Origin of the sequence: Streptomyces sp. LaPpAH-108 (assembly GCF_000373625.1) — a bacterium.
Classification (GTDB): Bacteria; Actinomycetota; Actinomycetes; order Streptomycetales; family Streptomycetaceae; genus Streptomyces.
The window spans coordinates 556,077-576,501 of sequence record NZ_KB891988.1 but is presented as its reverse complement, the minus strand read 5'-3'; the positions used below and the strand labels follow the sequence as shown (position 1 = coordinate 576,501).

The following is a 20,425-nucleotide window of genomic DNA, read 5'->3' as shown; positions in this document are numbered from 1 at the left end:
ACGGGAGCACGGGAGTCGAGGCGATGACCGAGAGCGAGCGGAGCGGCCCCTCGCGGCGCGCGCTGATCGGCTGGAGCGGGGCCGGGCTCGCGCTCGGCGCCGCCGCCACGGGCGGCACGCTGGCGCTGACCGGGGCGGACGACCGGCTGGGTCTGGCGTCCGCCGACACCGGCGGCGCGGTCGCCTTCCACGGCGCGCACCAGGCGGGCATCGCCACCCCGGTGCAGGACCGGCTGCACTTCGCCGCGTTCGACGTGAAGACCGGTGACCGCGCCGAGTTCGTCCAGCTGCTGAAGGACTGGACCGAGGCGGCCCGCCGGATGACGGCGGGCAAGGCGGTCGGCGAGGGTGCCTACGGCGGGCTCGCCGAGGCCCCGCCGGACGACACCGGTGAGGCGCTGGGGCTGAAGCCCTCGCGGCTCACCCTGACGATCGGCTTCGGTCCCTCGCTCTTCGAGCGGTTCGGTCTCACCGACCGGCGCCCGGCCGCGCTCGCGGACCTGCCGAAGTTCCCCGGCGACAACCTGGAGAAGTCCCGCACCGGGGGCGACCTCTGTGTGCAGGCGTGCGCGGACGATCCGCAGGTGGCCGTGCACGCGATCCGCAATCTGGCGCGCATCGGCTTCGGCAAGGTCGCGGTGCGCTGGTCGCAGCTCGGCTTCGGCAAGACCTCCTCGACCACCCCGGACGCCCAGACGCCCCGCAACCTCATGGGCTTCAAGGACGGCACCCGCAACATCGCGGGCACCGAGACCGCCCGGCTGAAGAAGCACGTGTGGGTGGCCGCCTCGGACGGGGACGCCAAGTCGGCCTGGATGACCGGTGGTTCGTATCTGGTCGCGCGGCGCATCCGGATGAACATCGAGACCTGGGACCGCACCTCGCTCCAGGAGCAGGAGGACGTGTTCGGCCGGGACAAGCGCGAGGGCGCTCCCGTCGGCAAGGCCAAGGAGCACGACGCGCCGTTCCTGAAGGCGATGAAGCCGGACGCCCATGTGCGCCTGGCCCACCCGGACTCCAACGGCGGGGTCACCATCCTGCGCCGGGGCTACTCCTTCACCGACGGCACCGACGGGCTCGGCCGTCTGGACGCGGGCCTGTTCTTCCTGGCCTACCAGCGTGACGTGCGGACCGGGTTCGTCCCGTTGCAGCGCAGGCTGTCCGCGCACGACGCGCTCAACGAGTACATCCAGCACGTGGGTTCGGCCGTCTTCGCGATCCCGCCCGGTGTCCGGGACTCCGCCGACTGGTGGGGCCGGACGCTGTTCTCCGAGGAGGCGTAGTCCGTGTTCTCCAACTATCTGATCGGTCTGCGCGAAGGGCTCGAGGCGTCGCTCGTCGTCTGCATCCTGATCGCCTATCTGGTCAAGACCGGCCGCCGGGACGCGCTTCGGCCGATCTGGCTCGGCATCGGCGTGGCGATCCTGCTCGCGATGGGCTTCGGCTGCGCCCTCGAATTCGGCTCCCAGGAGCTGACGTTCAAGGCGCAGGAGGGTCTGGGCGGTTCGCTGTCCATCATCGCGGTCGGGCTCGTGACGTGGATGGTGTTCTGGATGCGGCGCACCGCCCGGCACCTCAAGAGCGAGCTGCACGGGCGGCTGGACGCGGCCCTCGCCATGGGCACCGGCGCGCTGGTCGCGACCGCGTTCCTCGCCGTGGGCCGCGAGGGCCTGGAGACCGCGCTGTTCGTCTGGGCGTCGGTGCACGCGGCGAGCGACGGCACTCCGCGCCCGCTGATCGGCGTCGCGCTGGGTCTCGCGACCGCCGTGCTGCTCGGCTGGCTGTTCTACCGGGGCGCGCTGCGCATCAACCTCGCCAAGTTCTTCACCTGGACCGGCGGGATGCTGGTGGTGGTCGCGGCGGGCGTGCTGGCGTACGGCTTCCACGACCTCCAGGAGGCGGGCATCGTCCCGGGCCTCACCCACCTCGCCTTCGACATCAGCGGCGTCATCCCGCCGGACAGCTGGTACGGCACCCTGCTCAAGGGCGTGCTCAACTTCCAGCCGGACCCGACAGTCGTCCAGATCACGGTCTGGCTGCTCTACCTGGTCCCGGTACTGACCCTGTTCCTGCTCGACCCGGGCGTCTCGGCGAAGCTGCGCGGACGGAAGCGGGCGGAGAGCACGTCCGGGTAGGGTTCGCCTCCGGGAAGGGGTGAGCGGTACTCATGGGCAGCAATCGGGTTCGGCGCCGGGGGCGGAAGGCCGTCATAGCGGGCGCGCTGAGCGCGGCCGTGTCGCTGACGGCGAGCGGCTGCGTGGTGGTGCACGGCGAGCGCGCGATGATCCCCGCGGCCACCCGTACCGACGCCGCGCAGGCGCTGGCCCGGTTCACCGAGGCGTACAACAAGGCCGACCGGGCCTACGACAGCTCCCTGGACGAGGACCATGTCACCGGCGCCCTCGCCGACATCGACTCGGCCCGGCTGCGCGCGGGGCACACCAACCATCCGTCCGGGAACCCCGCGCACACCCCGCTGAAGCTGACGGACGCGACGTTCACGATCCCGAAGAAGCCGGGCTGGCCGCGCTGGTTCGTCGCGGACGCGCTCGGCAACAAGGGCGGCTCGGCGCGCTGGCTGCTGGTGTTCACCCGTCAGTCGATGGGCGCGCCCTGGCAGGTGGCGTATCTGACCGTGCTCGCGCCCGGCGCCGTACCGGAGTTCAAGAAGGACGCGGACGGTTTCGCGGAGGCGGTGCCCGCCGACGCCACCGGGCTCGCCATGCCGCCGGGCGAGCTGAGCGGTAAGTACGCGGAGTATCTGAAGAGCGGCGGCACGAGCTTCGCGAACGGCCCGAGCACCAGCGGGCTGCGCACCGTACGGCAGCAGCAGGCGCGCAAGCCGGGGCTGGTGCGGCAGTACATCGACGAGACGCTGGACCGGGGCGCCTACGCGCCGCTCGCGCTGCGCACGGTGGACGGCGGCGCGCTGGTCTTCTTCGCCTCCCGGTACTACGAGAAGCAGACCGCGGCGGCGGGCACCTCGGTGCCGGTGACCGACCAGGACGTGCGGGCGCTGACCAAGGGCGAGGTCAAGCAGTCCCTGACGATGGAGTTCGTCTCCAACGAGACCGCGCTGGTCCCGGCCGGGAGCGGGCGGGTGTCGGTGCTGGGGCGGGTGCAGGGGCTGACCTCGGCGCGCGGGGCGTAGCCGCTTCCGGCCGTCGTTCAGTGCCGTAGCGGCCAGGCGCCGGTGGAGTGGTCGGCCTCCTCCGTGCCCGCGTGCCGGGCGCAGGCGTCGGTCAGCGCCTCGAGGAGGGTCAGCGGTTCGGGCAGCGGGTGCTCGGGGCCGCGTACCCAGCGCACCTGGCGGTCGCCGTCGCCGCCGGGGAGGCGGGCGGGGGGCATCAGGACGTAGGAGCCCCGGCAGTGCCAGCGCATTCCGGGGTGTTCGTCCATGGTCTCGGGGTGGCAGTCCAGTTCGCAGGGCCACCACTCGTCCTCGTCCTCGGGGGTACCCCGGGTGAGGGTGAAGAACAGCATCCGGCCGTCGTCGCTCTCGGCGACCGGGCCGACCTCGACGCCGGTGGAGAGCAGCCGGTCCAGGGCCTCGCGCCCGGCGGCCAGGGGGACGTCCAGGACGTCGTGGACCATGCCGGTGGCGGTGATGAAGTTGGCCTCGGGCTGGTTGCGGGCCCAGCGCTCGATCTGGGCGCGGTCGGTGGTGGACTGGGTCTGCCAGGCGAAGGACACCGGGTGGCGGCCGGGGGTGGGACAGCCGACGCGGTCGCAGGAACAGCCGTAGCCCGGGGCGGGGTGCGCGGCGGGGGCGAGGGGCAGTCCGGCCTCGGCGGCGGCGAGCAGCAGCGCCTCACGGCCGTCGTCGGCGGACGTCTCCTTGGACCGGCGTCCGCGCAGCCACTGGGAGATCCTGCCCTGCCGGCCGGACCGGCCGCCGAACGTCGCGCTCATCCATCCCCTCGCATCGCTGTGGTGCGGACAGCATGTCTCATCGTCCCATCTTCCAGCTCCCCGGGGGACCGGAGCGCGTACGTGAAGGAATCCGGCGAGACATGCCTCACAATCAAGGTGATTTGCCTGCTTTTACCCGCTGATTACGAGGTTTGCGGCCGGGTCGCGTCAGGTGGGGTCGTACGGGGGCCAGGCGTCGCCCCACTCGGCGTCGCGGGCCGCCTTGTACAGATCGCCGTGCCGCTTGGTGACCGTCGTACGGCCAAGGCGGTCGTCGGCCTCGCACAGGTCGAGCAGCACCTGTCCCTTGCGGAGCTGGGGGCGGCGGACGATGCGGTTGAGGGCGGGTTCGGCGGGCAGCCGGGTGGCGGCGACGTAGCTGAACTTCTCGTCCTCGTACGCCAGCGAGCCGCCCTTGACCTGCCGGTGCAGCGAGGAGCGGCTGACCCGGGCGGAGAAGTGGCACCAGTCGGTGCCGGGCACGATCGGGCAGGGGGCGCTGTGCGGGCAGGGCGCGGCGATGCGGAACCCGGCCGCGATCAGCCGGTCGCGGGCCTCGATGATCCGCTCGTACCCGGCCGGGGTGCCCGCCTCCACGATCACCACGGACCGCGCGGCCCCTGCGGCGGCGTCGACCAGGGCTTCGCGGTCGGTCTCCGACAGCTCGTTGAGGACGTACGACACGGTGACGAGGTCGGTGTCGGCGAGGTCGAGCGCGGCCCCGATCCGCGCCCGCTCCCAGCGCGCCCCGGCCAGGCCCGGGTGGGCTGCGGCGATCTCCCGCCCAAGCGCGAGCGCGGGCTCGGCCCAGTCCAGCACGGTGACCGGCCGGTCCCCGTCCCAGGTCGCGGCGACGGCCCAGGTCGCGGCCCCCGTCCCGCCCCCGATGTCCACATGGCTCCCGGGCACCCACTCCGGCACGGCGTCCGCGAACGCGGCCAGCGCCGACCGCACGGCCTCGAAGGTCGCGGGCATCCGATAAGCCGCGTACGCGGCCACGTCCGCCCGGTCCCGCAGGATCGGCGCGTTCGTCGGGGTGTCCCCCCGGTAGTTGGCGATCAACCGCTCGACGGCCGTGGCCGCCTGCCGAGGCGGCAGCCCGTCGAGCACTCCCGCGAGGGTGGCGCGCAGGGTCTCGGCTGGGGAGGTGGGGGCGTTCACGTGTCGATTGTCGCAGGTGGCGGGTGCGGGGGTGGGCGGGCCGCAGTTGGGCGGCGGGAGGTGGTGGGCAGGGGTGGGGACGCGCGCTGCGGCCGGGGGGTGTCGGCGCGGTGGGTAGATGGGGGTGCGCGGGTCGGCTGAGAGGTCGGCGCGAGTGGCACGCCGGGGGGGAGCGACGGGACCGCTGCGGCCGGGCGGCTGCCGGAGGGAGTGCGCCGGGGGCGGGACGCGGAGCGGCCATGCGGTCGGCGCATGTGGCGGCCGAGGACTGCGGGCGCGCTGCGGCGGGACGGTCGGCGCGGGTGATCGACAGAGCGGCGGGCGCCCTCCGGCCACGCGGCCGACGCAGCCGACGGGCGGGGAGACGGCCTCGCTACGGCCGCGTGCCCCCGTGGGCGACGGCGGGGACCGGGGCTCTCGACAGCCGGACGGCTGTCGGGGGGGAAGCGCGGCGCGGGGCGTACGCCGTACCCGTGCGTCAGGCGCTCGTGGCGGGACGGCGGGGTCGATGCCGCCGTGCGCGGCCGCGGTCTCGGCGCGGCGTCAGGCGTCGCGGATCGCGTGGGAGAGGTGGGTGGCGAGGCTCGCTCGGGGGGTGTTGGCGGGTGGGCGGCGGACGGGGTGGACCGTGTTGGCCAGGAGGACGAGGTAGGTGTCGGTGGCGGGGTCCAGGACCAGGGAGGTGCCCGTGAAGCCGGTGTGGCCCGCGGCGCCTCGGCCCGAGAGGTCGCCCATGAACCAGGGCTGGTCCACGGCGAAGCCCAGCCCGGGGGCGGTCAGCAGGAGTTCGACGAAGTCGGGGCCGAGGATGCGGGCGGGGCCGTAGCCGCCGCCCGCCAGGAGGGCGCGGCAGAAGACCGCGAGGTCGGGGGCGGTGGAGAAGAGGCCCGCGTGGCCCGCGACGCCGCCGAGCGCCCAGGCGTTCTCGTCGTGCACCACGCCCCGCAGCATCCCCCGGTCCGCCCTGGCCCAGGGCCGCCGCTGGTCCTCGGTGGCCGCCGCGCCGGGGCACGGTCCGAAACGGGTCGCGGTCATTCCGAGCGGGCGGGTGATGCCGTCCACGATCAGGGTGTCCAGACCGCGCCCGGTGATCCGCTCCAGGACGAACTGGAGCAGGATCATGTTGAGGTCGGAGTAGAGAGGGCGGCCGGGCTCCGCGCTCGGCGCCTCGGCGCGCAGCAGGGCCAGCCGCGCGGCGGCGTCCGGGCAGTCGTACAGCGGGAGTCCGGGCCGCAGCCCCGAGGTGTGGGTCAGCAACTGCCGTACGGTCACGCCGTGTTCGGCGACTCCGGTGAACTCCGGGAGATACGCGCCGATGCGGGCGTCGATCCCCAGCGTGCCGCGCTCGATCTGCTGCACGGCGGCGACGGAGGTGAACAGCTTGGTGAGCGAGGCGAGGTCGAAGGGCGTGTCCACGGTCGCCGGAACCCGTGCGGTGGGCGGGAGTTCGACGCCCGCGCCGGTTCCGGGGTCGTACGAGGCGTAGCGCACCGCCCAGCCCGTGGCCTCGGCCACCGCGATCACCGGACCGCGCCCGGCCACCGCGACGGCACCGGCAGCCCAGGGGTGCGGCCCCTCGGTGAGGGTGCGCAACTCGGCTTCGAGCAGGGCGAGTTCGGCGGGGTCGAGCCCGGCCCGCTCGGGGGTGCCGGTGCGCAGTCTCGGGGTGCTCAGCTGTCCGCTCCCTTCGGGTGCGTGGTCGTGTCGGCGGGGTTCGCGTGGGCGGGCGTCACCTCGGCGGCCGTCACCTCGGCGGCCGTCGTCACCTCGGCAGGCTTCGCCTCGGCCGTCCTCGGCTCCGTGAGCCTCGCCTCGGCCGTCCGCCAGGGCCGTACCAGCCCCACGAAGCACGCGGCAGCGACGAGCGCCCCCGCCAGCTGCACGACCGCCATCGGCACGGCCGTCCGCTCCCCCGCGATCCCGACCAGCGGGGACGCGACCGCTCCGATGAGGAACGACGACGTGCCGAGCAGCGCCGAGCCGGACCCGGCCGCGTGCCGGGTCCGCAGCAGGGCGAGGGACTGGGCGTTGGGCAGGGTGAAGCCCATCGCGGACATCAGCACGAACAGCGCGGCGGCGACGGGCGCGAGGCCCACCCGCCCGAAGACCCCGGTGGACATCAGCAGCAGCGCGGTCGCGGCGAGCACGATCACCGCGAGCCCGGTGGCGAACACCCGGTCCAGGCGGACCCGTCCGACCAGCAGCTTGCCGTTGATCTGCCCGGCGGTCACCAGGCCCACCGAGTTGAGCCCGAAGAGCAGGCTGAAGGTCTGCGGGGAGGCGCCGTAGACCTCCTGGACGACGAAGGGCGAGGCGGAGACGTAGGCGAACAGCGCGGCGAAGGCGAAGCCGCCCGCGAGCATGTACCCGGTGAAGGGCAGGTCGGCCAGGAGCCCGCGCATCGTGCGCAGGGACTCCCCCACCCCGCCCCGGTGCCGTTCGGCGGGTGCCAGCGTCTCGGGCAGCCGCCACCACACCAGCGCGGTGAGGACGACCCCGATGCCGGTCAGCACGACGAACACGCCCCGCCAGTCGGTGAACCGCAGGATCTGCCCGCCGATCAGCGGCGCCACGATCGGCGCGGTGCCGGAGATCAGCATCAGGGTGGAGAAGAAGCGGGCCATGGCGACACCGTCGTAGAGATCGCGTACGACCGCCCGCGCGATGACGATCCCGGCCGCGCCCGCGAGGCCCTGCGCGAGCCGGAAGGCGACCAGGGTCTCCACGTCGGGCGCGAACGCGCACAGCGCGGTGGCGACGAGGTAGACCGCGAGCCCGGTGAGCAGCGGGCGGCGCCGCCCCCAGCGGTCGCTCATCGGCCCGACGACCAGCTGCCCGAGCGCCATCCCGGCCAGGCACGCGGTGAGCGTGAGCTGCACGGTCGCGGCGGGGGCGTGCAGGGCGCGGGTGACCTCCGGCAGGGACGGCAGGTACATGTCCATCGCCAGCGGGGTGGTGGCGGTCAGCGCGCCGAGCAGGAAGGTGACGAGCATCCGGCTCCCTCGGCCGCCCTGGACGAGTGCGGCGCTGCTGGAGGCGTGCCGTGTCCCCGGCGCCGCCGTGTGCTCGGTCATGTGTCCCCTCCTCGGACTCCCGGGCGACCCCGGAGGGCATCCATGGTCTCAGCTCCGGGGAGTGCGGGGGTCGGGGTCGGGTCGGCCGGGGGGCGTCGCCGGGGTACGCGCCGTTCAGCGGCGGTGCCGCCCTCCGGACTCCGTCTCCTGCGGCGCGGGCGCGGACTCGGCAGCCGCAGCCGCGCTCGCCCCGCTCGCCGCGTCCCCGGCACCGGCCGCCGCCGACGCCGACGCCGTACGACCGCGTCGCCTCCGCAGCGCGGCCCACGTGCCGCCACCGACCAGCAGCGCCGTGAGCGCCGCCCCCTCGGTGATCCGTACGCCGGAGGGGCCCTTCGCGCCCGCCGCCGACGCGCGGTCCGCCGCCGGGCCCTTGCCGCCCGGGGGCGCCGGACGGGAGGTCGCGGGGACGCCCGGCTCGACGAGCGTGCCGATCGCACGGGCCGAACTCCCGTGCGTGAAGCCCCAGTCGAGCAGTGCGGCGGTCTGCTCGTAGACCGCGTTACTGCCCTCGGCGGGGTGCATCACGGTGACCAGGAGGGTGCGACCGCGCCGGGTGGCGGCGCCGGTGAAGGTGTTGCCCGCGTGGCTGGTGTAGCCGTTCTTGACGCCTATCAGGCCCTCGTACGGGGTCAGCCCCCACGCGCCGGTGAGCAGGCGGTCGGTGTTCTGGATCTGGAAGGTCTTCTTGCCGCCCGCCGGGAAGTCGGCGGTGCGTGTGCCGCAGTAGGCGCGGAAGTCGGCGTCCTTGAGGCCCTGACGGGCGAACAGCGTGAGGTCGTACGCCGAGGAGATCTGGCCCTTGTGGTCGAAGCCGTCGGGGCTGACCACGTGGGTGTCGAGGGCGTGCAGATACTCGGCACGCTCCTGCATCTCGGCGACGGTCCTGTCGATGCCGCCATTCATGTGGGAGAGGACGTGGACGGCGTCGTTGCCGGAGCGCAGGAAGACGCCCTGCCAGAGCTGTTCGACGGTGTAGGTGATGCCGGGCTTGATGCCGACGAGGCTGGAACCGGCCGGTATGTCGGCGAGGTCGGCGTCGGTGACCTGGTAGCGCTGGGCGCGGTCGAACTTCTTCAGCACCGTGTCCGCGAACAGCATCTTCAGGGTGGAGGCGGGGGCGAGGTGCCGGTGCGCGTTGTACGAGGCGATGACCTCTCCGCTGTCGGCGTCGGCGACGACCCAGGCGCGGGCGGTGAGCTTCTTGGGCACCGCTCCGGCGCCGCGCACCTGGACGCCCTTGCGGGCCAGCTGCTCACCGCCGATGACACCGGTGGTCCCGGCGGCGTAGGCGGGGGCTGCGCTCTGGGAGACGCTCAGGGAAACGGGAAGGGCCGCCGCTGTGAGCCCGAGGACGGCACGTCGGCTGAGCCGGGAACATTCACGCACCCCGGGACCGTACACCGCCTCGAACAGCCGTTTCCCTCTGGGAGGTGGGTTCCGGCCCAGGAATTTGCTCTCTTATGAAGATCGGCCCGGCGCGTGAAGCTCGGCCCGGCGCGTCACCGTCACGGCCGCCTCCACTCGAACGCCCGCCCCGGCAGGCCCGGCGCCCGGCGGCCTGCGACGGTGGAACGGTGGAAGCCACGCGGAACCCGTAGGCGGAACCCGTAGGGGAGTCATCATGGGCTGTTACGACCGACGCGATCTTGGCCTGCTGCTGCTCCGGCTCGGCACGGGCGGGGTGCTGGCGGCGCACGGCGCGCAGAAGCTGTTCGGCTGGTTCGGCGGGCACGGCCTGGAGGGCACGGGCCAGTTCATGGAGTCCGTCGGCTTCGCGCCGGGCCGCCGCAGCGCGACGATGGCGGGCCTCGCGGAGACGGGCGGCGGCGTGCTGCTCGCGCTCGGCCTCGCGACCCCGGCGGCGGGCGCGGCGGCGGCCGGTGCGATGGCCGGTGCGGCGGCGGTCCACGTCCCCAACGGCTTCTTCGCCCAGGGCGGCGGCTACGAGTACGCGGCCAGCCTCGGCCTCTCCGCCACCGGCCTCGCCATCACCGGCCCCGGCCGCCTCTCCCTCGACCACGTCCTCGGCCACGTCCTGGACCGAGGCTGGATGGTCCCCGCCGCCCTCGGCGTCACCGCCGCCGCCACGGCCGCGGTGATCGGCGCCCGCAACAAGCGGCTGCGGGAGAGCGTGACGGTGGAACAGGAGATGCTTTTCGAGGAGTGAGCGGCGCTCCGGGTACGGTCCTCGCAGACCGCACGAAGGAGACGCGCCGTGTCCGAGCACCTGACCGTCCTCACCACCACCGACACCCCCGCCAAGGCCCAGACCCTGGCCACCGGCGCCGTGGAGTCCCGCCTCGCCGCCTGCGCCCAGATCGACGGCCCGGTCACCAGCGTCTACCGCTGGGAGGGCGAGATCCACTCGGACCAGGAGTGGCGCATCCACTTCAAGACGACGGCCGACCGCTACGAGGCCCTGGAGTCGTACCTCCTGGCCGCGCACGACTACGACACCCCGGAGATCATCGCCCTGCCCGTCGTACGGGGCAGCGGGGCGTATCTGGCGTGGGTGAGCGGGGAGACGGCGGAGGGGTGAGCCGGGGGCCCTCGCTTCGCGCGCATGGGGGCGGCAGACGAGTCGGGCTGTACGCCGGATTTTGTCGCCGGGCGGCCTCGCGGCCGGCCGGGAGACGGCCATCCATCTAGGACCGGCGTTGCCGCCGGCCTCGTGCGGTCTACCCGCGGACTCGGGCGGGCAGCCCTCGATCGTCCGCGCAGAGCGCTTTTCACGGCGCTCCTTTTGACCTTGCTCCGGGTGGGGTTTACCTAGCTGCCCAGGTCACCCTGGGCACTGGTGGTCTCTTACACCACCGTTTCACCCTTACCGAGGACCGAGGTCCCCGGCGGTCTGTTTTCTGTGGCACTGTCCCGCGAGTCGCCTCGGGTGGCCGTTAGCCACCACCCTGCCCTGTGGAGTCCGGACGTTCCTCGGGAAGCCCGTAAGGGCTCCACGCGGCCGTCCGCCCGGCTCGTCTGCCGTGCCGACCATGCTACCGGGCCCGAGGGCCGGAGCCGACCCGCGCGGCTGCCCCGTACGCTGGCGCGGAGGCGAGATGAAGGAGTACCCGTGCTTGTCCTGCTGCCGCCCTCGGAGGGTAAGGCGTCCTCGGGCCGTGGCGCCCCGCTGAACCTGGAGTCGCTGTCCCTGCCCGGACTCACCGACGCGCGGCGGGCCGTGCTCGACGAGCTGGTCGAGCTGTGCGCCGGGGACACGGAGAAGGCGCGCGAGGTGCTGGGCCTGAGCGAGGGGCTGCGCGGGGAGGTCGCGAAGAACGCGGAGCTGCTGTCCGCGGGGGCCCGGCCCGCCGGGGAGATCTACACCGGGGTCCTCTACGACGCGCTCGGCCTGGCCTCGCTCGACCCCGCCGCCAAGCGGCGCGCGGCCCGCTCGCTGCTGGTCTTCTCCGGCCTGTGGGGCGCCCTCGGCGTCACCGACCGCATCCCCTCCTACCGCTGCTCGATGGGCGTGAAGCTCCCCGGCCTCGGCGCGCTCGCCGCGCACTGGCGGGCGCCGATGGCGGAGGCGCTGCCCGAGGCGGCCGGTGCCGGGCTGGTCCTCGATCTGCGCTCGGCCGCGTACGCCGCCGCGTGGAAGCCGAAGGGCGAGGTGGCGGGGCGTACCGCGACCGTACGGGTGCTGCACGCGCCCACCCGCAAGGTGGTCAGCCACTTCAACAAGGCGACGAAGGGGCGGATCGTCCGCGCCCTGCTGTCCGCCGGGGCCGCGCCCGCCGGTCCGGCCGAGCTGGTCGTCGCGCTGCGGGATCTCGGGTACGAGGTGGAGGCGGCGGCGCCGGGTCGCGGCGGCAAGCCGTGGGCGCTGGATGTGCTGGTGGACGAGGTCCACTGATCTTTCGTTGCAGCATGTGCAACGTCCGTTGCGGAGGCTGATCGGGCTCGGCACGATGTCGGGCATGACCTCACCGGTGGACTCCTCCGTGCTGGACCTCGCGCCCGTCCTGCCCGTCGTGGTCCTGTCCGACCCCTCCGACGCCGTACCGCTCGCGCGGGCGCTCGTCGCCGGGGGCCTGCCCGCGATCGAGGTGACGCTGCGGACCCCCGCCGCGCTCGACGCGATCCGCGCGATCGCGGCCGAGGTGCCGGAGGCGGTGGTGGGCGCGGGGACGGTCATCACACCGGGGCAGGTCGCGGAGTGCGGGGCGGCGGGGGCGCGGTTCCTGGTCAGCCCGGGGTGGACGGACGGCCTGCTGGCCGCGATGAGCGCGTCCGGTCTGCCGTACCTCCCCGGTGTCTCGACCGCCTCGGAAGTGGTGGCTCTACTGGAGCGCGGCGTACGGGAGATGAAGTTCTTCCCCGCGGAGGCGGCGGGCGGCACGGCCTATCTCCGCTCCCTGGCAGGCCCGTTGCCCCAGGCCCGCTTCTGCCCCACGGGCGGGATCGGGGCGGGGAACGCGGGCGAGTACCTGGCATTGGCCAACGTGGGCTGCGTGGGCGGCAGTTGGATGGTCCCGGGGGACGCGGTGGCGGCGCGGGACTGGGGGCGGGTGGAGGAGCTGGCGCGGGCGGCGGCGGGGCTGAGGGACGCGGGTGCGGGGTGTCGCTGACGTAGCGGCGCGGGCACTCGTCAGGGACGCAGGTGCGACGTGTCGTTGAACAGCCGCACGCTCGCGTTGCCGTCGCGGTAGTACGCCACCGCCGACAGCGAGGCGGCCGACAGCTCCATCCGGAACAGGGACTCCGGCGGGGCGCCGAGGGCGAGGCGGAGCAGGGTCTTGATGGGGGTGACGTGGGTGACGAGGAGGACGGTGCGGCCCGCGTGGGCGGCGACCAGGCGGGCCCGGGCCGTCTCGATGCGCTCGGCGGTCTCCGTGAAGCTCTCGCCGTCGCCGGTGGGGCGTACGGTCGGGTCGGCCAGCCAGGCGTTCAGGTCGTCCGGGTAGCGCTCGCGCACCTCGCCGAAGGTCAGCCCCTCCCAGGCCCCGAAGTCGGTCTCCCGCAGCCCGTCGTCGACCGTCACCTCCAGCCCGAGCCGCGCCGCGACGATCCCCGCGGTCTCCCGGGTACGGGCCAGCGGCGAGGCGACGACCACCTGCACCGTCCCCCGCCGAACCAGCGCCCCGGCAACCCGCTCCGCCTGCTCCCGCCCCACCTCCGACAGCGAGGGATCGGTACCCCCGCTTCCGGAGAAGCGCTTCTGCGGGGTGAGGGGTGTCTCTCCGTGCCGGAGCAGTACGAAGGTGGCGGGGGCGCCGAGATCGGGAGCCGCGCTCCAGCCGGGCGCGGTGGTGGCGGAGGTCTGATCACCGGTGCCGGGGCGCGGAGCAGCGGGGGACGGCTGCGCAGACGCCGCACCGACCCCACCAGAACCTGTCTGCCCAGCGGACCCCGCCGCGCACCCGTCAGCCTCCCGACCCTCACGGACGGCCGATGCGCCCCCACCGACGACGGTCGCCCCAGAGTCGGCACCACCCACCGCGCCCGGGCCGGACGCCGTCGAATCGGCGGAAGCCCCCTGAGCGACACCGACAGCCGCTGCCCCTGCGCCAGGGCCGCCCACCGGAACCGGCCCCGAGGCCACCGGCGCGACGGAAGCGCTTCGGGAAGCAGCCACAGACACCGCCTCAGCGCCCGGGCCACCCATCCGGGCCGAACCCAAGGCCGTCGACGCGACGGAAGTGCCCTGAGGAGCAGCCGCAGCCACCGCCTCCGCGCCGGAGTCACCCACCGGGACCGACCCCGAAGCCGCCGGAGCGACGGCACCCTCAGAGATCGCGCCCGCCAGGCCAGAGGCAGACCCGGTCAGCGTGCGTGCCGCGCGAGCGTCGTTCTCCTCGCCCACGGGCGAGGTCGTATCGACAGGCCACGCCAACTGCCCGTCCGCCACACCACCGCGCCAGTCGGCAGCCGCCGACACCCGACCCGCAGACGCCGCAACCCCCCGCAACGCCTCCCGGGCCCGAGCCGCCCCCGCGACCGCGTCTCCGGGTGGGCCCGAAGGTTCAGGTACGACACCCCGCCCAACCGACGGAGTCCCCCGTGCCCCCGCGTCCATCGCCTCGTTGGCCAGGCGGTCCGCGTGTTTGTTCTCGGCGCGGGGCATCCAGGTGTACGTCACCCGGCCAGGGGGGAAGATCCGCGCCGCCTCCATCGCCAGCGGCTTCATGTCGGGGTGTTTGATCTTCCAGCGGCCCGACATCTGCTCGACGACGAGCTTGGAGTCCATGCGGACGTGGACACGGGCGTCGGGGTCCAGGGCGTGGGCGGCGTGGAGGCCGGCGACGAGGCCGCGGTACTCGGCGACGTTGTTGGTGGCGGTGCCGAGGTATTCGGCGGCCTCCGCCAGGGTCTGCCCTGTCGACGCGTCGCGGACGACAGCGCCGTACCCGGCGGGGCCGGGATTACCCCGCGACCCGCCGTCGGCCTCGACGATGAACTCACGCACCGCACACCCCCGTCACCGCGTCGCGCACGACCGCGCCGTACCCGGCGGGACCGGGATTGCCCCGCGACCCGCCGTCCGCCTCGACGATGAACTCACGCACCGCGCACTCCTGTCGACACGTCGCAGACCACCGCGCCGTAACCAGCGAGCCCGGGGTTACCCCGCGACCCGCTGGCGGCCTCACGCACCGCGCACTCCCGTTGCCGCCCGCCTGCCGGAACTACAGCCCCGACTCCGCCGTACGCACAAGAATGCGCGCGCAGTTCTCGCAGCGGATCACCTGGTCCGGTGCCGCCGCGCGGATCTCGCTCAGTTCGGTGATGGCGAGTTCCTGGCGGCAGCCCTGGCAGGTGCGGGCGTACAGCTTGGCCGCGCCGACCCCGCCGCCCTGGACGCGCAGGCGGTCGTACAGCTTGAGCAGGTCCGCCGGGACGGACGCGGCGACGACCTCGCGCTCCTTGGTGACCGCGGCGGACTCGCCGTCGATCTCCTGGAAGGCGGCGTCGCGGCGCGCGACGGCGTCGTCGGCCTTGGCCTGGACGGAGGACACCCGCTCGGTCAGCTCGGCGACCCGGGCCTGCGCGCCCTCGCGGCGCTCCATGACCTCCAGGACGACGTCCTCCAGGTCGCCCTGCCGCTTGGCGAGCGAGGCGATCTCGTGCTGGAGGCTCGCGAGGTCCTTCGGCGAGGTGACCGCGCCGGAGTCCAGCCGCTCCTGGTCCCGGGTGGCCCGGCGGCGCACCTGGTCCACGTCCTGCTCGGCCTTGGTCTGCTCGCGGGCGCAGTCGCTCTCCTCGGTCTGCGCGGCCACCAGCAGGTCGCGCAGCTGGGTGAGGTCCTTGCCCAGCGTCTCGATCTCGGCGTGCTCGGGCAGCGACTTCCGCTTGTGCGCGAGCTGCTGGAGGCGGGCGTCCAGGGCCTGGACGTCGAGAAGGCGGATCTGGTCGGCGGGCGCGGCGTTCAGTTGGGGGCTCCCAGGGGACTCGTGGTGGTGATGGACGCCGCGTGGGCGGTCCAGGGGTCGGTGACCGTCGTGGAGACGTGGACCCGCAGGCCCCAGCCGTGACGGTCGGAGATCTGGTCGAGCTGGGCTGCGGCCAGCTCGCACCAGGGCCACTCGGTGGCCCAGTGCGCCGCGTCGAGCAGCGCGAGCGGTCGGTGGGCGACGGACGCCTCGAACTCGGATGCCGGGTGGTGGCGCAGATCGGCGGTGAGGAACGCGTCCACTCCGGCCGCGCGCACGTGGTCGAAGAGGCTGTCGCCCGAGCCGCCGCTGACGGCGACCCGGTGGACGACGGCCTCGGGGTCGCCCGCCACCCGGATGCCCTGCTGCGTGGCGGGCAGCCGCGCGGCGGCGCGGGCGGCCAGCTCGCGGACGGTCAGCGGGTGGTCCAGCTCGCAGATCCGGCCCAGGCCCCGGCGGCCCTCCGGATCGGTGGGATCGGGTACGAGCGGTCCTACGACGCGGAGGTCGAGGGCACCGGCGAGCGCGTCGGAGACGCCGGGGTCGGCGGTGTCGGCGTTGGTGTGGGCGACGTGCAGGGCGACGTCGTTCTTGATGAGGGTGTGCACGACGCGGCCCTTGAAGGTGTCCGCCGCGACCGTAGTAGTCCCGCGCAGATAGAGCGGGTGGTGGGTGACCAGCAGTCCGGCACCCAGCTTCACGGCCTCCTCGACGACCTCCTGGACGGGGTCGACGGCGAACAGGACCCGGTCGACCTCCTGGTCGGGGTCGCCCGCGACCGTGCCGACCGCGTCCCAGGACTCGGCCCGCTCCGGGGGCCACAGGGTCTCCAGCGCGGCGATGACTTCAGACAGACGGGGCACGTGCCAAGGCTACCTGGCCGTTCCGGAAGGCCGTACCGGTCGGGCGCTGCTACTCCCCCGCTCGCCGCCCGGGCAGCACATGGGCCGCTCTTCCTCAGAGGAATCGCTTCTGCGCCACCCGTATGTGTGAAGCCTGGCTGCACCGGCCCCCCGCCCGTGCGTACGAAAACTAGCTTCGTCGCCGGAGGTGACCGAACGATGACGGCCTGTGCGATCGAAACCACGTCGGCCGGCGCGGACGACGGCGACCCGGAGAATCCGGGGAGCCGGGGTACGCGTCCGGCAGTACCGGGAACGCCCGGGGTGCCCGTGCCGCCGTACGCCATCACGGCGGACGGCGCCTACGCGGCCCGCCTCGCGCTGGACGGGGAGTCCTGGTTCCCCGAGCGCTGGACGCTGGACGGCCCGGAGCCGTACGCGGTGCCGCTGCCCGGGAACCAGCCGGAGGAGCCCGGCACCCAGGTGCAGCCGATGGGCGACGGACGGGTGCTGATCCACCGCCTGGTGGAGCGGCACCACGCCTTCTCCCTGCTGTACCCGACCGGCCCCGGCACCGGTGAGCTGGCGCTCGGCGCGATCGAGTGCCCCGAGCCGGAGACCCGGCTCACCCTGCTGCCCCCGGCGCCCTGCGGCACCCGCGCCTACGCCCTCGCGGTCGGCGCCCGCTCCACGGCGGTGTGGCGGGTGGCGGGCGGCCCCGCCGGACCCGAGCGCCTGGCGGAGCTGCCGGGCCGCTGCTCGGGCGGCGTCTGGCTGGACACCGCCGGGCGGATGCTCGCGGTGGACCGGGAGCTGGGCGGCCGGACCAAGACGGTGGTGGTGGACCTCGGGGCCGGGGGCGCGGTGACGCCGCTGCTCCAGATCGCCCCGGACAGCGACGACCGGCTGCTGCTGGCCGACCCGGACAGCGGGCTGCTGGTGATCGCCTCGGACGCGCCCTCGCCGGGGCAGGAACGATTGGGCTGGGGGGTCCTCGGCAGCACGCTGCCGGTCCGTTTCCCCGCCTCGCTGCGGCTGCCGGACTGCGCGGTGACGCCGTTCGCGATCCAGCCGGGCCAGGTGCTGATGCCGGAGAGCTGCGCGGTCGCGCTGCGCGTCGACGGCCCGCTGGGCACCTGGGTGGGGACCTGGCGTCCGGCCGAGCGCCGGGTGCGGCATCTTCCGGCCCCGGAGGGCTGGCTCGCGGGGGCGGGCCTGTGGACCCCGGAGGGCGTGCTGCGGCTGCCGTACGCGACGGCGGAGACCCCGTGCGGGGTGGCGGAGCTGACGGTGAAGGGCCCGGTCCCGACGGCGGAGGGGGCCGACGGGACGCCGGAGGGAGCTGGCGGGACACCCGAGGGGGCCGCCGAGGAAACGGAGGCGGCCCGACCGGTTCCCCTGCAAAAGGCTCCCCTCGCCTCCTCGTCGGTGGCCAACTCGTAACCAAACAGCACCGATCGGCGTGGCCGCCTGGTTTCACCCCCGGTCCTGCCGGTTAGACTCGCCCGGCCAAAAAAGATCATGTTGACGGGGTGAACACTTCCGATGACCGACACCAGTACGACGCAGGCGCCGTCGCCGGCCACGGACTCCGCCTGGCCGCAGCCGCACCTGGCCGCCGCCGAGCCGGACGGCCACGGCAGGCACCGGGGCCAGCTGGCCTCCCAGGACGGCGAGGCGGCCCCGCGCGGCCGTCACCGCAGGCCGGGCACGGGGGCCGAGGGGCAGCAGCGGTCCTGACCGGATCGCGAGGGCGGGGGTACGGATGACGTACCCCCGCCCTTCGTCGTATCCGGGCCCCGCACGGCGGTGACATTTGTCCCGCCCGCCGCCGGTATCCGTGTACCGCCACAGTCCGTACGTCCGCCTCTGCCGCCCGCAGGGCCCCGCTTCTACCGTCGTAGGCATGACGGAGACGCGGGGCGCCGAACCGGCCGGATGCGGACAGAGGCGAGCATTTCCTACCCTGTACCGTCGCCCCGTCGAACGGACGGGCGAGGCAGCGGCGGAGACCACGGGGAACGCGGGGAACACGGACATGTCATGGTGGGCGCGGGCGCGGCGCGGGCTGCGCGCGGCGGGTGCGGCGCGGCGGCAGTGGCGGGCGGACATGGCGCGCGCCAAGGCCGACATGGCGCGGGCCAGGGCGGCGCAGAAGGCCGCCCACGCGCGGGGTGAGAACCCGGCGCTCGCCGAGCACGTGCAGGCGGGACCGCCGCCGACCGGGTTCGCCCTGCTGCCGTGGCTGCTCATGGGCCTGGGCGCCTTCTCCAACCTGCTCCAGGGCGAGACCCCCAACCCGCTGATCGGCGGCCTGGGCCTGCTCGCCTTCAACTCGCTCTACGTCTACATCACCTTCCGCGCCTTCGACCGCGCCAAGCGGCAGTCGACCGCCACCCGCGTCGCGCTGGTGCTGATGGGCCTGCTGACCACGGCGCTCGGGCTCGGTTACGGCGGCAACTGGCTGCTGTTCTTCCCGCTGTACGGCCTCGCCGTGGGCGCCACGCTGCGCGGTCCGCTCCTCGGCCGCCTCGGGATGCTGCTCTCGGCGTACGCGGCGGTGCTCACCGGGCTGCGCGGCGACTGGTCGCAGGCGCCGAACATCGGCTACGCCACCTTCCTGTCCTGCATGGTCACGGCCGCGATCCTCGGCCTGTCCGAGGCGGTGCGGGAGCTGCGCGCGGCGCGCGAGGAGCTGGCGCGGCGGGCGGTGGAGAAGGAGCGGCTGCGTTTCTCGCGCGATCTGCACGATCTGCTCGGGCACACGCTCTCGGTGATCGTGGTGAAGTCGGAGGCGGCCCGGCGCCTGGCCGGACGGGACCTGGACGCGGCGCTCGCGCAGATCGGGGACATCGAGTCGGTCGGACGGCAGGCGCTGACCGAGATCCGCGAGGCGGTGACCGGCTACCGGGAGGGCAGCCTGGCCACCGAGCTGACCCGGGCCCGCTCGGCGCTGGCGGCGACGAGCGTGGAGCCGGTCGTACGGCAGTCGGGGGCGCCGCTGGCCCCGCAGACCGAGGCGCTGCTCGGCTGGGTGGTGCGCGAGGCGGTGACCAACGTGGTCCGGCACAGCGATGCGCGCCGCTGCGAGATCACGGTCGAGGGCTCCGCCGAGCGGGTCCGGCTCACCGTGACGGACGACGGCACGGGCACCCCGGTCCCCCGCCAGGGCGAGGGGATCGGCGGCACTGGTCTGACGGGCCTGACCGAGCGCCTGGCGGCGGCGGGCGGCACCCTCACGGCGGGCCCGGCGCCGCAGGGCGGCTTCACGGTGACGGCGGAGCTGCCGGTGGAACCGGCGGACCCGTACGCGGTCGCCTCCGTGGCCGGGTGCTGAGCCCCGGCCCCACTACGCTGATCCGGTGACCGACATCCGCGTACTGCTCGCCGAGGACCAGGGCATGATGCGCGGCGCCCTCGCGCTGCTGCTCGGCCTGGAGGACGACATCGAGGTGGTCGCGCAGGTCGCCGCCGGGGACGCGATCGTGCCGGCCGCGCTGGAGCACCGCCCCGATGTGGCCCTGCTGGACATCGAGCTGCCCGGGATGAGCGGCCTGGACGCGGCGGCGGAGCTGAGGGAGCGGGTGCCGGGGTGCCGGGTGCTGATCCTGACCACCTTCGGCAGGCCCGGCTATCTGCGCCGGGCCATGGAGGCGGGCGCGGCGGGCTTCCTGGTGAAGGACGGCCCGGTGGAGGAGCTGGCCCGGGCGGTACGGCGGGTGCTGGCCGGGGAGACGGTGGTGGACCCGGCGCTGGCCGCCGCCGCGCTGAGCGCGGGCCCCAATCCGCTGACGGCGCGCGAACGCGACGCGCTGCGGGCGGCGGTGGACGGGGCGACGGTGGCCGACATCGCCGTACGGCTCCATCTGTCCGAGTCGACGGTGCGCAACTATCTCTCGGCCGCGATCGGCAAGACCGGTACCCGCAACCGCGCGGAGGCGGTGCGGGAGGCGCGGCAGCAGGGCTGGCTGTAGGCACCGCCCCGGCGCCCCGGTTTCTGACTCCGGATCAGTAACCCATGGATCGGTCAAGGATTCATTAGAGGCCCGAAGCAACGGAATAG

The 20,425-nt window shown here is 74.2% G+C and carries 19 protein-coding genes, 1 other RNA gene and 1 pseudogene; 11 read left to right on the top strand and 10 right to left on the bottom strand.

The features are described from left to right. Positions 1-23: 23 nt before the first annotated feature. From efeB to B079_RS0108760, 3 genes are read left to right on the top strand one after another with little or no spacing between them, the layout of a single operon-like run. The gene (gene efeB, locus B079_RS0108770; RefSeq protein ID WP_018545408.1) at positions 24-1,283 is read left to right on the top strand and encodes an iron uptake transporter deferrochelatase/peroxidase subunit; all 1,260 of its coding nucleotides are present in this window, start codon (positions 24-26) and stop codon (positions 1,281-1,283) included. 3 nt (positions 1,284-1,286) lie between these two features. Then, complete coding sequence (gene efeU / locus B079_RS0108765) at positions 1,287-2,135, top strand: iron uptake transporter permease EfeU (protein WP_018545407.1); 849 nt, start codon at positions 1,287-1,289, stop codon at positions 2,133-2,135. Positions 2,136-2,167: 32 nt separating this feature from the next. Next, on the top strand, positions 2,168-3,151 hold the full coding sequence (locus B079_RS0108760; RefSeq protein ID WP_026248486.1) for a hypothetical protein: 984 nt from the start codon (positions 2,168-2,170) through the stop codon (positions 3,149-3,151). A gap of 17 nt (positions 3,152-3,168) precedes the next feature. On the opposite strand, the gene B079_RS0108755 is transcribed toward B079_RS0108760, so the two are convergent. The 5 genes from B079_RS0108755 to B079_RS31585 all read right to left on the bottom strand — a co-directional run bounded on the left by B079_RS0108755 (position 3,169) and on the right by B079_RS31585 (position 9,536). Beyond that, positions 3,169-3,912, bottom strand: a complete 744-nt coding sequence (locus B079_RS0108755; protein WP_018545405.1) for a bifunctional DNA primase/polymerase — start codon at positions 3,910-3,912, stop codon at positions 3,169-3,171. Between the two features lie 168 nt (positions 3,913-4,080). Beyond that, a complete protein-coding gene (locus tag B079_RS0108750; RefSeq protein WP_018545404.1) occupies positions 4,081-5,073 on the bottom strand; it encodes a small ribosomal subunit Rsm22 family protein in 993 nt (330 codons plus the stop codon). Between the two features lie 543 nt (positions 5,074-5,616). Continuing rightward, positions 5,617-6,732 (bottom strand): serine hydrolase domain-containing protein, encoded by a 1,116-nt coding sequence (locus B079_RS0108745; protein WP_420705765.1) that lies wholly within the window; start codon positions 6,730-6,732, stop codon positions 5,617-5,619. Between the two features lie 11 nt (positions 6,733-6,743). Continuing rightward, positions 6,744-8,147 (bottom strand): multidrug effflux MFS transporter, encoded by a 1,404-nt coding sequence (locus B079_RS0108740; RefSeq protein ID WP_018545402.1) that lies wholly within the window; start codon positions 8,145-8,147, stop codon positions 6,744-6,746. Between the two features lie 114 nt (positions 8,148-8,261). Further along, positions 8,262-9,536 carry a D-alanyl-D-alanine carboxypeptidase family protein gene (locus tag B079_RS31585; RefSeq protein ID WP_106432291.1) on the bottom strand — a complete coding sequence of 425 codons (1,275 nt, stop codon included), beginning with the start codon at positions 9,534-9,536 and terminating at the stop codon, positions 8,262-8,264. A gap of 235 nt (positions 9,537-9,771) precedes the next feature. Between B079_RS31585 and B079_RS0108730 the strand changes: the two genes are divergently transcribed. Next, complete coding sequence (locus tag B079_RS0108730; RefSeq protein ID WP_018545400.1) at positions 9,772-10,317, top strand: DoxX family protein; 546 nt, start codon at positions 9,772-9,774, stop codon at positions 10,315-10,317. A 48-nt stretch (positions 10,318-10,365) separates the two neighbouring features. Further along, complete coding sequence (gene cutA / locus B079_RS0108725; RefSeq protein ID WP_018545399.1) at positions 10,366-10,689, top strand: divalent-cation tolerance protein CutA; 324 nt, start codon at positions 10,366-10,368, stop codon at positions 10,687-10,689. Between the two features lie 34 nt (positions 10,690-10,723). On the opposite strand, the gene rnpB is transcribed toward cutA, so the two are convergent. Beyond that, an RNA gene (rnpB, locus tag B079_RS33220) (RNase P RNA component class A) lies at positions 10,724-11,125 on the bottom strand. A gap of 95 nt (positions 11,126-11,220) precedes the next feature. Between rnpB and yaaA the strand changes: the two genes are divergently transcribed. Both yaaA and eda read left to right on the top strand, forming a co-directional pair. Next, positions 11,221-12,003: a peroxide stress protein YaaA gene (gene yaaA, locus B079_RS0108720; protein WP_018545398.1), complete on the top strand. Its 783-nt coding sequence runs from the start codon at positions 11,221-11,223 to the stop codon at positions 12,001-12,003. A gap of 64 nt (positions 12,004-12,067) precedes the next feature. After that, a complete protein-coding gene (gene eda, locus B079_RS0108715) occupies positions 12,068-12,718 on the top strand; it encodes a bifunctional 4-hydroxy-2-oxoglutarate aldolase/2-dehydro-3-deoxy-phosphogluconate aldolase (protein ID WP_026248485.1) in 651 nt (216 codons plus the stop codon). A 20-nt stretch (positions 12,719-12,738) separates the two neighbouring features. Here eda and B079_RS31580 read toward each other — a convergent pair whose 3' ends face one another. From B079_RS31580 to B079_RS0108695, 4 genes and pseudogenes are all read right to left on the bottom strand, one after another. Next, complete coding sequence (locus B079_RS31580; protein ID WP_420705764.1) at positions 12,739-13,998, bottom strand: histidine phosphatase family protein; 1,260 nt, start codon at positions 13,996-13,998, stop codon at positions 12,739-12,741. A gap of 152 nt (positions 13,999-14,150) precedes the next feature. Next, a pseudogene (locus tag B079_RS36515) lies at positions 14,151-14,656 on the bottom strand (reverse transcriptase-like protein); the annotation flags it as partial. A 120-nt stretch (positions 14,657-14,776) separates the two neighbouring features. Then, entirely contained in the window at positions 14,777-15,520 is a 744-nt protein-coding gene (locus tag B079_RS0108700) for a zinc ribbon domain-containing protein (RefSeq protein WP_199779898.1), read from the bottom strand. Further along, positions 15,517-16,383 carry a Nif3-like dinuclear metal center hexameric protein gene (locus tag B079_RS0108695; RefSeq protein ID WP_018545393.1) on the bottom strand — a complete coding sequence of 289 codons (867 nt, stop codon included), beginning with the start codon at positions 16,381-16,383 and terminating at the stop codon, positions 15,517-15,519. Before B079_RS0108695 ends, B079_RS0108700 begins: the two co-directional genes overlap by 4 nt. Before the next feature lie 198 nt (positions 16,384-16,581). On the opposite strand from B079_RS0108695, the gene B079_RS0108690 reads away from it, so the two are divergent. The 4 genes from B079_RS0108690 to B079_RS0108675 all read left to right on the top strand — a co-directional run bounded on the left by B079_RS0108690 (position 16,582) and on the right by B079_RS0108675 (position 20,336). Further along, entirely contained in the window at positions 16,582-17,805 is a 1,224-nt protein-coding gene (locus B079_RS0108690) for a hypothetical protein (protein ID WP_037801337.1), read from the top strand. Between the two features lie 102 nt (positions 17,806-17,907). Continuing rightward, positions 17,908-18,102: a hypothetical protein gene (locus tag B079_RS0108685; protein WP_018545391.1), complete on the top strand. Its 195-nt coding sequence runs from the start codon at positions 17,908-17,910 to the stop codon at positions 18,100-18,102. Between the two features lie 298 nt (positions 18,103-18,400). Beyond that, the gene (locus B079_RS0108680) at positions 18,401-19,699 is read left to right on the top strand and encodes a sensor histidine kinase (RefSeq protein ID WP_018545390.1); all 1,299 of its coding nucleotides are present in this window, start codon (positions 18,401-18,403) and stop codon (positions 19,697-19,699) included. A gap of 25 nt (positions 19,700-19,724) precedes the next feature. After that, on the top strand, positions 19,725-20,336 hold the full coding sequence (locus B079_RS0108675) for a response regulator transcription factor (protein ID WP_018545389.1): 612 nt from the start codon (positions 19,725-19,727) through the stop codon (positions 20,334-20,336). Positions 20,337-20,425 lie beyond the last annotated feature (89 nt).